14 protein-coding genes are annotated in these 14,676 nt (G+C 70.4%); 10 read left to right on the forward strand and 4 right to left on the reverse strand.

Going from position 1 to position 14,676, the window contains the following annotated elements; all coding sequences use genetic code 11:
- Positions 1–18: 18 nt before the first annotated feature.
- From glmU to OG446_RS14545, 5 genes are all read left to right on the forward strand, one after another.
- The gene (glmU, locus tag OG446_RS14525; RefSeq protein WP_328894431.1) at positions 19–1,467 is read left to right on the forward strand and encodes a bifunctional UDP-N-acetylglucosamine diphosphorylase/glucosamine-1-phosphate N-acetyltransferase GlmU; all 1,449 of its coding nucleotides are present in this window, start codon (positions 19–21) and stop codon (positions 1,465–1,467) included.
- A gap of 120 nt (positions 1,468–1,587) precedes the next feature.
- Entirely contained in the window at positions 1,588–2,562 is a 975-nt protein-coding gene (locus tag OG446_RS14530) for a ribose-phosphate diphosphokinase (RefSeq protein ID WP_148019072.1), read from the forward strand.
- A gap of 184 nt (positions 2,563–2,746) precedes the next feature.
- Positions 2,747–3,334: a 50S ribosomal protein L25/general stress protein Ctc gene (locus tag OG446_RS14535; RefSeq protein WP_328894432.1), complete on the forward strand. Its 588-nt coding sequence runs from the start codon at positions 2,747–2,749 to the stop codon at positions 3,332–3,334.
- A 105-nt stretch (positions 3,335–3,439) separates the two neighbouring features.
- On the forward strand, positions 3,440–4,033 hold the full coding sequence (gene pth / locus OG446_RS14540) for an aminoacyl-tRNA hydrolase (protein ID WP_328894433.1): 594 nt from the start codon (positions 3,440–3,442) through the stop codon (positions 4,031–4,033).
- Positions 4,034–4,131: 98 nt separating this feature from the next.
- Positions 4,132–4,602: a hypothetical protein gene (locus OG446_RS14545; RefSeq protein WP_328894434.1), complete on the forward strand. Its 471-nt coding sequence runs from the start codon at positions 4,132–4,134 to the stop codon at positions 4,600–4,602.
- Between the two features lie 48 nt (positions 4,603–4,650).
- Here OG446_RS14545 and ppc read toward each other — a convergent pair whose 3' ends face one another.
- The gene (gene ppc, locus OG446_RS14550) at positions 4,651–7,380 is read right to left on the reverse strand and encodes a phosphoenolpyruvate carboxylase (protein ID WP_328894435.1); all 2,730 of its coding nucleotides are present in this window, start codon (positions 7,378–7,380) and stop codon (positions 4,651–4,653) included.
- A gap of 342 nt (positions 7,381–7,722) precedes the next feature.
- Here ppc and OG446_RS14555 point away from each other — a divergent pair, with 342 nt between their 5' ends.
- The 3 genes from OG446_RS14555 (at position 7,723) to OG446_RS14565 (ending at position 11,352) form a co-directional block, all read left to right on the forward strand.
- On the forward strand, positions 7,723–8,703 hold the full coding sequence (locus OG446_RS14555; protein WP_328894436.1) for an acyl-CoA desaturase: 981 nt from the start codon (positions 7,723–7,725) through the stop codon (positions 8,701–8,703).
- The gene (locus tag OG446_RS14560; RefSeq protein WP_266779771.1) at positions 8,700–9,386 is read left to right on the forward strand and encodes a TetR/AcrR family transcriptional regulator; all 687 of its coding nucleotides are present in this window, start codon (positions 8,700–8,702) and stop codon (positions 9,384–9,386) included. The genes OG446_RS14555 and OG446_RS14560 overlap by 4 nt, the downstream gene beginning before the upstream one ends.
- 235 nt (positions 9,387–9,621) lie before the next feature.
- Positions 9,622–11,352, forward strand: a complete 1,731-nt coding sequence (locus tag OG446_RS14565) for a VCBS repeat-containing protein (RefSeq protein ID WP_328894437.1) — start codon at positions 9,622–9,624, stop codon at positions 11,350–11,352.
- Between the two features lie 41 nt (positions 11,353–11,393).
- Here OG446_RS14565 and OG446_RS14570 read toward each other — a convergent pair whose 3' ends face one another.
- Positions 11,394–11,777, reverse strand: a complete 384-nt coding sequence (locus OG446_RS14570) for a VOC family protein (RefSeq protein ID WP_328894438.1) — start codon at positions 11,775–11,777, stop codon at positions 11,394–11,396.
- Positions 11,774–12,574 (reverse strand): trans-aconitate 2-methyltransferase, encoded by an 801-nt coding sequence (locus tag OG446_RS14575; RefSeq protein ID WP_328894439.1) that lies wholly within the window; start codon positions 12,572–12,574, stop codon positions 11,774–11,776. Before OG446_RS14575 ends, OG446_RS14570 begins: the two co-directional genes overlap by 4 nt.
- 88 nt (positions 12,575–12,662) lie before the next feature.
- Here OG446_RS14575 and OG446_RS14580 point away from each other — a divergent pair, with 88 nt between their 5' ends.
- Positions 12,663–13,160 carry a MarR family winged helix-turn-helix transcriptional regulator gene (locus OG446_RS14580; protein WP_148019081.1) on the forward strand — a complete coding sequence of 166 codons (498 nt, stop codon included), beginning with the start codon at positions 12,663–12,665 and terminating at the stop codon, positions 13,158–13,160.
- On the opposite strand, the gene OG446_RS14585 is transcribed toward OG446_RS14580, so the two are convergent.
- Positions 13,119–13,916: a response regulator transcription factor gene (locus OG446_RS14585; protein WP_328898300.1), complete on the reverse strand. Its 798-nt coding sequence runs from the start codon at positions 13,914–13,916 to the stop codon at positions 13,119–13,121. The two genes, OG446_RS14580 and OG446_RS14585, sit on opposite strands and share 42 nt — an antisense overlap.
- Positions 13,917–14,195: 279 nt before the next feature.
- Between OG446_RS14585 and OG446_RS14590 the strand changes: the two genes are divergently transcribed.
- Positions 14,196–14,636, forward strand: a complete 441-nt coding sequence (locus tag OG446_RS14590; RefSeq protein ID WP_328894440.1) for a GNAT family N-acetyltransferase — start codon at positions 14,196–14,198, stop codon at positions 14,634–14,636.
- Positions 14,637–14,676: the final 40 nt, after the last annotated feature.

A 14,676-nucleotide genomic window follows, 5' to 3' on the forward strand; every position in this document is an offset into this window, starting at 1 on the left:
AAGCCGAAGGGCCTATCCGTGAGCTCCGTACGCCCGGCAGCCGTCGTCGTCCTCGCAGCGGGTGAGGGCACCCGCATGAAGTCGAAGACCCCCAAGGTCCTGCACGAGATCTCCGGGCGTTCGCTCGTCGGTCATGTCGTCGCCGCCTCCCGCGAGCTGGACCCGCTCCACCTCGTCGTGGTCGTCGGCCACGCGAGCGAGCAGGTCACCGCCCACCTCACCGCCGCGGACGCCCAGGTGCGCACCGCCTACCAGGCCGAGCAGAAGGGCACCGGGAACGCGGTGCGCGTCGGGCTCGACGAGCTGGGCGGGACCGTCGACGGCACCGTGATCGTCGTCTGCGGCGACACCCCGCTGCTGTCAGGCGAGACGCTCGCCGCGCTCGCCGCCACCCACACCGCCGACGGCAACGCCGTCACCGTGCTCAGCGCCGAGGTCCCGGACTCCACCGGCTACGGCCGGATCGTGCGCGACGCGGCGACCGGCGCGGTCACCGAGATCGTCGAGCACAAGGACGCCACCGACGCGCAGCGGGCGATCCGGGAGATCAACTCCGGGGTGTTCGCGTTCGACGGGCAGCTGCTCACGGACGCGCTCGGCAAGGTCCGCACGGACAACAGCCAGGGCGAGGAGTACCTCACCGACGTGCTGTCCATCCTGCGTGAGGCCGGGCACCGGGTCGGCGCCTCGGTCGCCGGCGACCACCGGGAGATCCTCGGGATCAACAACCGGGTGCAGCTCGCGGAGGCCCGCCGGCTGCTGAACCAGCGGCTGCTGGAGCGGGCGATGACCGCGGGCGTGACCGTGGTGGATCCGGCGTCGACGCTGATCGACGTGACGGTGACGTTCGAGCGGGACGCGATCGTGCACCCGGGGACGCAGCTGCTGGGGACCACGCACCTCTCGGAGGACGCCGAGGTCGGCCCGAACTCGCGGCTGAAGGACACCGTCGTCGGGGCGGGCGCCCGGGTGGACAACACGGTCGCGGACGGGGCCGAGGTCGGCGCCGGTGCGACGGTCGGTCCGTACGCGTACCTGCGGCCCGGTACGCGGATGGGCGCGAAGTCCAAGGCCGGTACGTACGTGGAGCTCAAGAATGCCTCGCTCGGCGAGGGGACGAAGGTCCCGCACCTCTCCTACGTGGGTGACGCGACGATCGGCGACCACACGAACATCGGTGCGGCGAGCGTCTTCGTGAACTACGACGGTGTGAACAAGCACCACACGACGATCGGCTCGCACTGCCGGACCGGTTCGGACAATATGTTTGTGGCGCCTGTCACGGTCGGGGACGGCGTCTACACCGCGGCCGGCTCGGTCATCACGAAGGACGTGCCCTCCGGTTCGCTGGCCGTGGCCCGTGGCCAGCAAAGGAATATCGAGGGTTGGGTGGCCCGTAAGCGTCCGGGCAGCGCGGCCGCGCAGGCGGCCCAGGCCGCGGCGGAGGACACCGGCAGCGAAAGCTGACCGGAAACAGGTACGCCGCGCACGGCGTACCGTGATAGATGCTCACCCCATTTCGGCTGGCTCGTTGCACATCGGGACATCTGCGTGCAGCGCCAGATACACGTCTGAGGAGACTGTGCTGTGACCGGGATCAAGACGACCGGCGAGAAGAAACTGATGTTCTTCTCCGGCCGCGCCCACCCCGAGCTGGCCGAGGAGGTTGCGCACCAACTGGGTGTGGGCCTCGTGCCGACGAAGGCCTTCGATTTCGCCAACGGTGAGATCTACGTCCGCTTCCAGGAGTCCGCCCGCGGTGCCGACTGCTTCCTGATCCAGAGCCACACGGCTCCGATCAACAAGTGGATCATGGAGCAGCTGATCATGCTGGACGCGCTGAAGCGCGCGTCGGCCCGTTCCATCACGGTCATCGTGCCGTTCTACGGCTACGCCCGTCAGGACAAGAAGCACCGCGGCCGCGAGCCGATCTCGGCGCGTCTGATCGCGGACCTGATGAAGACGGCGGGTGCGGACCGCATCCTCACCGTCGACCTGCACACCGACCAGATCCAGGGCTTCTTCGACGGTCCGGTCGACCACCTCTTCGCGCTGCCGATCCTGGCCGATTACGTCGGTGCCAAGGTCGACCGCTCGAAGCTGACGATCGTCTCGCCGGACGCCGGCCGTGTCCGCGTCGCCGACCGCTGGTGCGACCGTCTGGACGCCCCGCTGGCGATCGTGCACAAGCGCCGCGACAAGGACGTGCCCAACCAGGTCAGCGTCCACGAGGTCGTGGGCAACGTGAAGGGCCGGGTCTGTGTCCTGGTCGACGACATGATCGACACGGGCGGTACGATCTGCGCCGCCGCGGACGCCCTGTTCGCGCACGGTGCCGAGGACGTCATAGTGACGGCGACGCACGGTGTGCTCTCGGGTCCGGCCGCCGACCGGCTGAAGAACTCGAAGGTCAGCGAGTTCGTCTTCACGGACAGCCTGCCGACCCCGGGCGAGCTGGAGCTCGACAAGATCACGGTCCTCTCCATCGCGCCGACGATCGCCCGCGCGGTGCGCGAGGTCTTCGAGGACGGTTCGGTCACGAGCCTGTTCGAGGAGCAGTAGCCTCCCGGGGTCCTGAAGATCCACTTTGGGCACGGCCTCCCCGCCGGGTAGACTCAGCGAGTTGCTCGGCGAGGGAGGCCGTACTCATAGGTACGGCGGTCCGTTATCGACGCGCTCTTCGTAGCAGGCCTGTCGTGGGCCGGGTGACCATCCGTAGCTTTGTCACCTTACGAGGAGTGCAGTCATGGCCGAGATCAAGCTCAACGCCACGGTCCGTTCGGAGTTCGGCAAGGGCGCTGCCCGCCGCACCCGCCGCGCCAACCTGGTCCCCGCGGTCATCTACGGCCACGGCGCCGACGCGGTCCACATCACGCTCCCGGCCCACGAGCTGCACCTCGCGCTCCGTACCGCCAACGTCCTCATCGGTCTCGAGATCGACGGCAAGGACGCCCTGGTCATCCCGAAGGCCGTGCAGCGCAACGCCCTCAAGGGCAACATCGAGCACGTCGACCTGCTGACCGTGAAGCGCGGCGAAAAGGTCGAGGTCGAGATCGCGGTGCACGTCGAGGGCGAGCTGGCCCCGGGCGGCAACCTGCTCGAGTACGTGCAGAACACCCTGCTCGTCGAGGCCGAGGCCACCCACATCCCCGAGTCCGTCACGGTCTCCATCGCGGGCCTGGACGCCGGTGACTCCATCCTCGCCAAGGACGTCCCGCTCCCCGCCGGTTCCGTGCTGGCCGGTGACGAGGACGCCGTCGTGCTCCAGGTCGTCGCCGCGCAGGCCGAGGAGCCGGCCGCCGAGGGCACCGAGGCCGCGACCACCGAGGCCTGATTCTCGCCCCACCTGCTTGACTGACGGGGTGGCGGATCTCCGCAAGGAGGCCGCCGCCCCGTTTCCCTGTCTGCCACCCGCCCGTACGCGAGGAGACCCAGCGCGATGTCCGACGCCAATGACCCCTGGCTGATCGTGGGCCTGGGCAATCCCGGTCCCGAGTACGCGGCGAACCGGCACAATGTCGGCTTCATGGTCGCCGACCTGCTCGCGGAGCGCATCGGCGGCAGGTTCAAGCGCGCCCCCAAGGCCCAGGCGCAGGTGCTGGAGGGCCGGATCGGCCCGCCCGGGCCGCTGAGCCGCCGGGTGGTCGTGGCGAAGCCGATGTCGTACATGAACCTGTCGGGCGGCCCGGTCACGGCGCTGCGCGACTTCTACAAGGTGCCGCTCGACCATGTGGTGGCCGTGCACGACGAGCTGGACATCGACTACGGGACGCTGCGGCTGAAACTGGGCGGCGGCGACAACGGGCACAACGGCCTGAAGTCGATGACGAAGTCGATGGGTCCCGGCTACCACCGGATCCGGTTCGGGATCGGGCGTCCGCCGGGCCGGATGCAGGTCGCGGACTTCGTGCTGAAGGACTTCTCGTCGACGGAGCGCAAGGAGCTCGCGTTCCTGGTGGACCGGGCGGCGGACTCGGTGGAGTGTCTGCTGGCGGAGGGGCTGGAGCGCGCGCAGAGCGCGTACAACTCCTGAGTCCTGGCGTCCGCCAATCCCGACATACCCACCGGTAAGCGGGCTGTTTTCGGCCACAACTTGACCGGCCGCAGGGCCCTGGCCAAGGATCGGCCCCCATGAAGCGCAGCTCCTCCCACCGTGCCCTGCAGTACGGCCGCAGCGCGGCGCTCGGCTGTGTCGTCCTGCTGCTGCTCGTCGCGGGCGTGCTGTCCTCGTGGGAATCGGCCCACCACATCGTGCTGGCGAAGGGGCGCGAGCACGGGACGATGACGGTCACGGGGTGCGGCACCGAGGTGTGCACGGGCCCTTACACGCCGACCGACGGCGGGGCGGGGCGCTCCCGGGTGTCGGTCGAGAAGTCCGTTGCCGCGAAGAAGGGGGATCGTTTCCCCGTCGTCGTGAAGCCCGACACCTTCGAGGTCGTACGCACCGGGACGCCGGGTTTCCTGCATGCGTGGATGCCGCTGGGTGGGGCGCTGGTGCTGGCCGGGCTGGTGATCGGCGGCGGTCTGCGGCTGCCCCGGGTGGGCTGGGGCGCCGGGATCGCGGGCGGGGCCCTGCTCGTGGCGACGTTCATCGCCCTGTGAGGGGACCCCGCCCGCGACCGTGTCCTTCGGCCGGCCGGCGGGTGTTGGTCAGCCGGTGTTGCGCAGCCCGGCCGCGACACCGTTGACGGTGAGCAGCAGGGCGCGGGCGAGCAGCGGGTCGGCTTCCTCGCCGCGTGCCGCCGCTTCGCGCTGGCGGGCCAGCAGGGACACCTGGAGGTAGGAGATCGGGTCCAGGTAGGCGTCACGGATGGCGAAGGTCTGCTGGAGCACCGGGCTGGTGCCGAGCAGTTCGGTGTTGCCGGTGACCTTGAGGACTTCCTTCACCGTCAGCGCGTGCTCGGCCTCGATGGCGTCGAAGACGTGCTTGAGCTCGTCGGGGACGAGGGTGTCGACGTAGTGGCGGGCGATGCGCAGATCGGTCTTGGCCAGGGTCATCTCGACGTTCGAGAGGAAGTTCTGGAAGAAGTGCCACTGCTCGTGCATCTCGTCCAGGACGGTGTCCAGACCGGCCTCGCGCAGTGCCTTGAGGCCGGAGCCGACGCCGTACCAGCCGGGCACGATCTGTCGCGACTGGGTCCAGCCGAAGACCCACGGGATGGCGCGCAGGCCGTCGAGCGAGACGCCCGAGCCGGGGCGGCGGGAGGGCCGCGAGCCCAGGTGCAGGTCGGCGAGCTGGTCCACGGGGGTGGAGGCGAGGAAGTACGTCGGCAGGTCGGGGTCCTCGACCAGCTTGCGGTAGGCGGCGTGGGCGGCGTCGGAGACGGTGTCCATGGCCGCGTCCCAGCGGGCCAGGGCCTCGTCGGACTGGCGGGGTGCGGTGTGGAGGGCGGAGGCCTGGAGGGTGGCCGCGACGGTCAGTTCCAGGTTCTCGCGGGCGAGCGCGGGGATGAGGTACTTGTCGGAGATGACCTCGCCCTGCTCGGTCACCTTGATCTCGCCCTCCAGCGTGCCCCAGGGCTGCGCGAGGATCGCGTCGTGCGAGGGGCCGCCGCCGCGGCCGACGGTGCCGCCGCGGCCGTGGAAGAGGCGCAGCCGCACGCCGTAGCGGTGGGCGACGTCGCGGAGCCGGCGCTGGGCGCGGTGGATTTCCCACTGGGAGGTGGTGATGCCGCCGAACTTGGAGGAGTCGGAGTAGCCGAGCATGACCTCCTGGACGTCGCCGCGGAGCGAGACGAGTCGGCGGTAGGACGGGTCGGCGAGCATCTCGTCGAGGATGACGTCGGCGGCCTTGAGCTCGTCGGTCGTCTCCAGGAGCGGCACGATGCCGATCTTGGCCCAGCCGCCGTGCAGGTCGAGGAGTCCGGCCTCGCGGGCGAGGACGGCTGCGGCGAAGACGTCGTCGGCGCCCTGGCACATCGAGATGATGTAGGACTCGATGACTTCGGGGCCGAAGCGCTCGAAGGCCTGGCTGATGGTGTGGAAGACGCCGAGGGTCTTCTCGCCCGCGGCGTCCAGTGGGGCCGGGGTCGGGGCGAGCGGGCGGCGGGAGCGGAGCTCCTTGGCGAGGAGCTTCTGCCGGTAGTCGCGCGGCATGTCGGCGTAGCGCCAGGATTCCTCGCCGAGGCGGTCGAAGAGCTGGCCGAGCGCGTGGTGGTGGGCGTCGGCGTGCTCGCGTACGTCCATGGTGGCGAGCTGGAGGCCGAAGGCGGAGAGTGTGCGGATGGTGCGGTCCATCCGGCCGTCGGCGACGATGCCGCCCTTGTGCTCGCGCAGTGAGGTCTGGATGAGGGCCAGGTCCGCGATGAGTTCGGCGGTGCCGAGGTAGTCGCAGCCGGGGCGGTGCGGGGTGCCGGAGGCGAGGCGCTCGCGGGTGTTGACGAGCTTCTGCCGGATGCAGGTGGCCTTGAGCCGGTAGGGCTCCTCCGCGTTCAGCCGCTTGTAGCGGGGGCTGATCTCGGGGAGTGCCTCCAGGTCGGCCTGGAGGGAGGCGAGGAGCTCGTCGGTGGCTCCGGTGTAGCGGATGGAGTTGGAGAGGAGTCCGCGGAGCTGGTCGACGAGTTCGAGGGCGTCGGTGATGCCGTGCTCGTGCTGGAGGATCAGCACCTCCCAGGTGACGGTGGGCGTCACGTTGGGGTTGCCGTCGCGGTCGCCGCCGATCCAGGTGCCGAAGGTGAGGGGGCGGGTGCCGGCGGGCAGTTCGACGCCGACGCGCTCCAGTTCGGCTGCCAGGTCCTCCAGGACGTCGCCCACGGCGTTGGCGTGGAGCTCGTCGAGGTAGTAGATGGCGTTGCGGGCCTCGTCGGCGGGCTCCGGGCGGACTACGCGCAGCTCGTCGGTCTGCCAGATGAGGTCGATGTTCTCGGCGAGCCGGATGTCCTGGCGGCGCCGGTCGGCCTCGATGACCGGGGTCTCCAGGAGTGCGGCGATGCGGCGGAGCTTGTTCAGTACGGAGCGCCGGGCGGCCTCGGTCGGGTGCGCGGTGAAGACCGGCCGGACGTTGAGGTTCTTGACGGTCTCGCGCAGGTGCTCGGGGTCCGCGTCCTTGAGCCGGTCGGCGGTGCGGGCGAGGAGACCGCCCTCGGCGGCGCGCCGGTCGCGCATCTCGTGGGCGCGGTGGACCTGCTCGGTGACGTTCGCGAGGTGGAAGTAGGTGGAGAAGGCGCGCACGAGCTGTGCGGCGGTCTCCAGGTCCGTGTCGCCGAGAAGCTCGGCCGCCGCCTCGCCGTCGGTACGGGTCAGGGCGCGGACGCGCTCGACGAGGTCGAGGAGCTCCTGCCCCTCCTGGCGTACGAGGGTCTCGCCCAGCAGGTCGCCGAGGCGGCGGATGTCGGCGCGCAGCTCGGGGCTGGCGGCAGGGGTCTGGTCGGCACTGCTCACAGTGTGCGGCTCCTTGCAGTGGTTGAGCACGGGATCCGGGGCCCGCGGCCGGCGCGGTGCCGACGCGACCCCCCGGGTGGCAGGGTGCGGACCGCGCTGTCCGACCTCTCCAGGATAGGTGTCCGTGCTGTCGGCGCTGTTCGCGCCCCGAGGCGTGCCCGCTGTTCATGGCGGGTACGTGCGGGGTGCGCTCCCTGTCCCCTACCCCGTTAGGCGCCGGTCCGCGCCCCGTCCGTCGGCCTCTCGTGTGGCAAGCCTTCGCGCTGCCATACTTACGACGCCGTAGGTTACGGGTGCGTAGCCCCGTCTGTCCGCTGCATTCCTACCCACAGGGGACTCCCCATGAAGTCCAGCCCCGAAGTGATCGAGGCCGCCGAGGCGGCTGACGGTCAGGACCTTCCCCTCGCCACGCTCGGCGGGGACAACAAGCGGTCGATCGAGCAGATCGCGCTCCTGCTGTTCATCGTCGTGCCGTTCGTGGCTCTGGTCGCGGCGGTGCCGCTGGCCTGGGGCCGCGGTGTGAGCTGGCTCGATCTGGGTCTGCTGGTGGCGATGTACTACATCGGCTGCCATGGCATCACGATCGGTTTCCACCGGTACTTCACCCATGGTTCGTTCAAGGCGAAGCGTCCGCTCCGTATCGCCCTGGCCGTGGCCGGTTCACTGGCCGTGGAGGGCCCGGTGGTCCGCTGGGTGGCCGATCACCGCAAGCATCACCGTTTCTCGGACGCGGAGGGTGACCCGCACTCCCCGTGGCGTTTCGGCGAGACCCTGCCGGCCCTGATGAAGGGCCTGTGGTGGGCGCACATCGCCTGGATGTTCGACGAGGAGCGTACGCCTCAGCAGAAGTACGCCCCCGATCTGATCAAGGACCCGGTGATCCGCGGGATCTCCCGTCACTTCCTCGCCTTCACGATTGTCTCGCTGGCCATTCCGCCGCTGGTGGGCGGCCTGGTCACGATGTCGTGGTGGGGTGCGGCGACCGCGTTCTTCTGGGGCTCGCTGGTCCGGGTGGCGTTGCTGCACCACGTGACCTGGTCGATCAACTCGATCTGTCACGCGGTCGGCAAGCGCCCGTTCAAGTCCCGTGACAAGTCCGGCAACGTGTGGTGGCTCGCGGTCCTGTCGTGCGGCGAGTCCTGGCACAACCTGCACCACGCCGACCCGACGAGTGCGCGGCACGGGGTGATGCGGGGTCAGATCGATTCGAGTGCCCGGCTGATCCGCTGGTTCGAGAAGCTGGGCTGGGCGACCGACGTGCGCTGGCCCGACTCCGCGCGTATCGAGTCCCGGCGCCACCCCGCGCGGGCCGACGCGGCATGATTGACGACGTGGCGACCGATGGAAGCACAAGCAGCGAGAACACCCGCGCACCCTCCGCCCGGCGTACCCGCCGGGTGCGGATGACCGGGAAGGAACGCCGCGAGCAGCTGCTGGACATCGGTCGCACCCTCTTCGCCGACAAGGGGTTCGAGGGCACGTCGGTGGAGGAGATCGCGGCGCGTGCCGGGGTCTCCAAGCCGGTCGTGTACGAGCACTTCGGCGGCAAGGAGGGGCTGTACGCCGTGGTGGTGGACCGGGAGATGCGTCAGCTCCTGGAGATGGTGAACACCGCGCTGACCGCCGGCCATCCGCGTGAGCTGCTGGAGCAGGCGGCGTTCGCGCTGCTGGACTACATCGAGACGTACACGGACGGTTTCCGCATCCTGGTCCGTGACTCGCCGGTGGCCCAGTCGACGGGCACGTTCGCCTCGCTCATCAGCGATATCGCCACGCAGGTGGAGGACATCCTGGGGCTGGAGTTCAAGGCCCGGGGCTTCGACGCGAAGCTGGCTCCGCTGTACGCGCAGGCGCTGGTCGGCATGGTGGCGCTGACCGGTCAGTGGTGGGTGAACGCCCGGAAGCCGAAGAAGGCGGAGGTCGCGGCCCATCTGGTGAATCTGGCCTGGCACGGGCTGGAGAACCTGGAGTCGAAGCCGCGGCTGATCGGGCACCGCAAGAGTTGAGCGGAGGTGTCCCGGTTGCTCCCCGTCGCGTGGCCCGTCGCCCCCCGCTGTGTGTCCGATCCGAGACGTCGTTCACCGCTAAAGCACTTCAGTCCCGCTGGTCACGGTTGTAGAGTCTGTGACCATCCCGGGAATGCTTCACCCTGCATGTAATGCACCTGTGAAGGCGTTTCTCCCGGTTCCACCACTTACCCCTGGGGGGGCTTTGTCTTCTGTGGAACCCGGCCGTCGTGCCATGCCCGCGCGCTCGAAGCGCGCGGGCCGGATCGCGGCCTGCACCGCTCTCGTTCTCTCGGCCGGCATGCTGCTGGCCGCCCCGGCCTCGGCCGATGACACCGCACCGCACCGCACCGCGGTCGAGCAGCCCGCGCCGGCTCTCGGTCAACTGCCGTCCCTGACGCTCCCGAAGCACCCGGCGAAGAAGTCGCGTGCGGCGGGCGTCGAGGGTGCCGCTGCCGCGGTCGTGCCCGCGAAGCCGCGTCTGGACATGGACGGCGACGGTTACAGCGAGACGATGTACCGCGCGATCAACGGCAAGGTGTACGTCGAGCCGTCGACCGGCGCGGACTCCTACGAGTACTCGATCTACGGCGCGGACGGCGTGCAGTTCAAGGACCTCGTCGCCCCCGGCGACCTGGACGGCAACGGCAGCCCCGAGTTCCTGACGCTGACCGCCACCGGCACGCTCTCGCTCTACCAGAGCCAGAGCACCTACAGCGGTTACGCCACCTGGTCCGGCCAGGGCTGGCAGATGTACAACAAGGTGGTCGGCGCCGGGGATCTGACCGGTGACGGCCGCGGCGACCTGCTCGCCCGCACACCGGCGGGCGAGCTGTACCTGTACGCCGCCAACGGCGCGGTCGACAGCAACCCGTTCAGGTCCCGGGTCAAGGTCGGCAACGGCTGGGGCGTCTACGACCAGCTGGTCGGCGCCAACGACGTGACCGGCGACGGCATCGCCGACCTCTTCACCCGTACGACCGCCGGCGAGCTGTACTTCTACGCCGGCACCGGCAAGTCCGCCCAGCCGTTCAAGGGGCGCGTGCTGGTCGGCAAGGGCTGGAACAGCTACAACCAGATCATCGGCGTCGACGACGCCAACGGCGACGGCCTCGGCGACATCGTCGCCCGCACGACGGCCGGCGCGATGTACTACTACGAGTCGACGGGCGTGGGCAGCTTCCTCACCCGTTCGGGTGGTGGCGGCGGCTGGTACGTGGCGTCGCAGTTCGTCGGAGCGGGCGGCAACCCCGACTTCGGCAAGAACGAGATGTTCGGGCTCGACACCAAGGGCAGCCTGTACTGGTACTACCCGAAGAACAACGGCCTGTTCGCCGCACGGCAGGCGGTCGGCAACAGCGGGGGCTGGGCCGGCGCCAACCTCACCTTCACGTCGGCCCTCACCGGTGACGGCCGGGGGGACCTCCTGGAGCTGTACGCCGGCACGCTGTACAACGGCAACTACGCCATCGGCAAGGGCTGGGGCGTTTACAACAGCCTCGTCGGTCCCGGTGACCTCAGCGGCGACGGCAAGGGCGACCTGCTGGCCCGCACCAAGGGCGGCACGCTCTACCTCTACCGGGGTAACGGCTCGGGTGCCTGGTTCGCCTCCCCGATCAAGGTCGGCGGCGGCTGGGACGCGTACAACAAGCTGGTCGGCGCAGGTGACTACAACGGTGACGGCCGCACCGACCTGCTCGCCCGCAGCAAGAGCGGCTACCTGTACCTCTACCCGGGTACGGGTGTCGCCTCGAAGCCGTTCAAGGCGCGCGTGACCATCGGCGGCGGCTGGAACACCTACAAGAAGCTGGCCGCGCCCGGCGACATCAACGGCGACGGCAAGGCCGACCTCGTCGGTGTCGACGCCAAGGGCGACCTGTACCGCTACACCTCGACCGGCACCGGCAAGTTCGGCGCCCGGGCCAGGGTCGGCGGCGGCTGGGCGACGTACGTCAACCTGTACTGATCCACCCGCAGGACCGCGTCATCACGCACGGCGGGGCCCCGTCACCGGTTTTCCGGTGCCGGGGCCCCGCCCGGTTCCAGGAACTCCAGCCGGTTGCCCACCGGGTCGTGGCTGAAGAAGCGGCGGTGGCCCGGCAGGTCCCCGTCCCAGCTGACCTCGGCGCCGCGTTCCGTGAGCCGGGCCGCGAAGGCCTCGATGTCCCGGACGCGCAGGCCGGGGTGCGCCTTGCGGGCCGGGCGGAAGTCCGCCTCGATGCCCACGTGGAGCTGGACCGGGCCCGCCCGGAACCAGCAGCCGCCGCGGGCGGCCAGGACCGGCGGCTTGGGCATCTCCGTCATGCCGAGGGTGTCCACGTAGTACGTGCGCAGCGCCTCCTCCGAGCCCTCGGGGGCGGCCAGCTGGACGTGGTCGAGGGCGGCGATCATCCCTTCTCCCGGTGGGCGACGGCGAAGATGCGGCGGAACGGGAAGACCGTGCCGTGCGGCCCCGCGGGATAGGCGGCGCGCAGCAGGTCTCGGTACTCGGCGAGGAAGGCGTCCCGGGCCCCCTCGTCGTCGGCGAGGGCGGTGAGGACCGGGCGCAGTCCGGTGCCCTTCACCCAGTCGAGGACGGCGTCCTCGCCGTGCAGGAGGTGGAGGTAGGTGGTCTCCCAGACGTCGGCGGTGATGCCGGGGACCGTGAGGTGTTCCAGGTAACCGGCCGGGCTCAGGACCGCGTCCGTGTGGCGCAGGCTCCCTCCCAGGCGGGAGCGCCAGCGCGGGGACTCGGCGAGTTCGCGCATCAGGGCGTGCGAGGGCTGGTCGAAGTTGCCCGGGACCTGGAGGGCGAAGGTTCCTCCGGGGGTGAGCGCGTCCAGCCAGTCCGGGAAGCGGCCGGCGTGGCCGGGGACCCATTGGAGCAGGGCGTTGGAGACGATCAGGTCGTGCGGCCGGCCGGGGGTCCAGGTCGTGGCGTCGGCCTCGGCGAAGTCCAGCAGGGGTGTGGCGTGGGCGCGGGCCCGTTCCAGCATCTGCGGGGAGTTGTCGTATCCGGTGATACGGGCCCGGGGCCAGCGCTCGGCGAGCAGCGCGGTGACGTTGCCCGCGCCGCAGCCGAGGTCGGCGATGCGGGGGGCGGGGGCGTTCGGCAGTTCGGGCACGCGGGCCAGCAGGTCGTGGAAGGGGCGGGTGCGATGGTCCGCGTGGCGCAGGTACTGCTGCGGATCCCAGAGGGGTGCGGTCATGCCGTCCAGGATCGACCCGAAGTATCTTGATGTCAAGACACTTGAATTCAAGAGACTTCATGTCGACAGACCCTCTACACTGATCCACATGGAGGACGAGGTCGACCGACTGGTCGCTGCATGGCGCCGCGAGCGCCCCGACCTCGACGTGGAACCGCTCGAGGTCCTCAGCCGCGTCTCCCGCCTGGCCCGCCATCTCGACCGGGCCCGCAGAATCGCCTTCGCCGAGCATCACCTGGAGCCGTGGGAGTTCGACGTCCTCACGTCGCTGCGCCGCGCCGGCTCCCCGTACCAGCTCTCGCCCGGCCAGCTCCTCACCCAGACCCTGGTCACCTCGGGCACGATGACCAACCGCATCGACCGGCTGACCAAGAAGAACCTCGTCGAGCGGCTCCCCGACCCCAGCGACCGCCGCGGCGTGCTGGTCCGGCTCACCGCTGAGGGCCGCGACAAGGCCGACCAGTCGCTGGCCGGCCTGCTCGCCCAGGAGCGCGCCATCCTGGGCGAACTCTCCCGTCAGCAGCGGGGCGAACTGGCGGGACTGCTACGCCAGTTGACCGCCCCGTTCGATAACGTCCCCGGCTAGGACCGGCGCCTGGAGGTCGGCGGGACCGACACCCGCCCGCCGGGCCAGCGCGACCGCCGCCAGCGTCGAGTGCACGCCCAGTTTCCCCAGCACGTTCTGCATGTGCGTACGCACCGTGTGCGGCGAGAGGAAGAGCCGCTCCGCCACCGCCTTGCGGCCCAGGCCCGCCACCATGCAGCGCAGCACCTCGCGCTCGCGCGGGGTCAGGGACTCGACGAGCAGTTCGCTCTCGGTGCGGTGCTTGCGGTCCGCCATCAGCTCCCGCAGCACGCCCGTGAGCAGCGCGGGCGGCAGATGCGTCTCGTCGCGCAGCACGCCACGGATCACCGCGAGCAGCCGTTGCAGCGAGCTGTCCTTGGCGACCCAGCCGCAGGCGCCCGCCTGGAGCGCGAGCGCGGCCCGGCCCGGGTCGTCCTTCTCGGCGAGCACCACCGTACGGACCTGGCAGCGCAGCGAGCGGATGCCGGCGACCAGGGAGATGCCGTCGACCAGGCCGTTCTTCCCGGCGTTCGGAGCGGGCACCGGGACCGGGCCCGCGGCCGGGCGGCCGGGCGGGCGCAGGATGCCCAGTTCGGCGTCGACGAGTATCACGTCGTAACCGCGGCCCTCGGACGCCGCGCGTTCCAGACAGCGCAGGGCGGCCGGGCCGTTGCCCGCCGCCGCCACCTCGACATCGGGCTCGGCGGCCAGCGCCGCGGCGAGCGACTCGGCGAAAATGCGGTGGTCGTCGACGACGAGAACCCGGATACGGGCCACAGGCACCCCCATGCTGTGTGTTCTGGGGCACGCGAAGGATGCGGCCCCCGGCAGGGACGGACCGGCGCGGGTGCGACGCCCGGAACGGGAAGTGGAATCGCAGTCCACGGCCGCCGCCGTGCACCGACTGCCCTCCCGCCCGGGTGTCGCACCCGGCTGTCTCGTACCCCTGAATCAGCACCGGCCCCCACCGGTGCTGTGCATCAGGGTACGGGCGGCGGCTCCGGGGGGAAGGAAATTCGCAGAACTGACGGACAGTCGGGTCCTAGGGTGTTGTTCATGTTCCATCTTGAGACAGAAGTGGACAAAGAGCGACGTCAGCTGCTGAACAAGTGGCTGCGCGACGACAACACCGCCAGCTCACCGCGGCTGCGCGCCCTGCGCGATACGCCGGCAGCGCTCGAAGTCCCGCTGGAGGTATGGGCGCTGGACGCCGAGGACCGGATCGCCGCGGGACTGACCGGCCGCACCTGGGCGACCTGGCTCCATGTGGACCTGCTCTGGGTCGACGCCCGCCATCGCGGTGCCGGCCTCGGCTCGCGGCTGCTCGCCGAGGCGGAACGGCTGGCCCTGACCGAGCGGTCCTGCGCCCGCTCGCGGGTGGAGACCTGGGACTTCCAGGCCCCGGACTTCTACCGGAAGCGGGGGTACGAGGTACGGGGGCGGATCGAGAACTACCCGCCGGGCATCACCGAGTTCACCCTCGTCAAGGAACTCTGACCGGTCCGGCCGGGGCGCTCCCCCGACCGGACCGGCGGGC

It is taken from the genome of Streptomyces sp. NBC_00236, assembly GCF_036195045.1.
Taxonomy (GTDB): Bacteria; Actinomycetota; Actinomycetes; order Streptomycetales; family Streptomycetaceae; genus Streptomyces.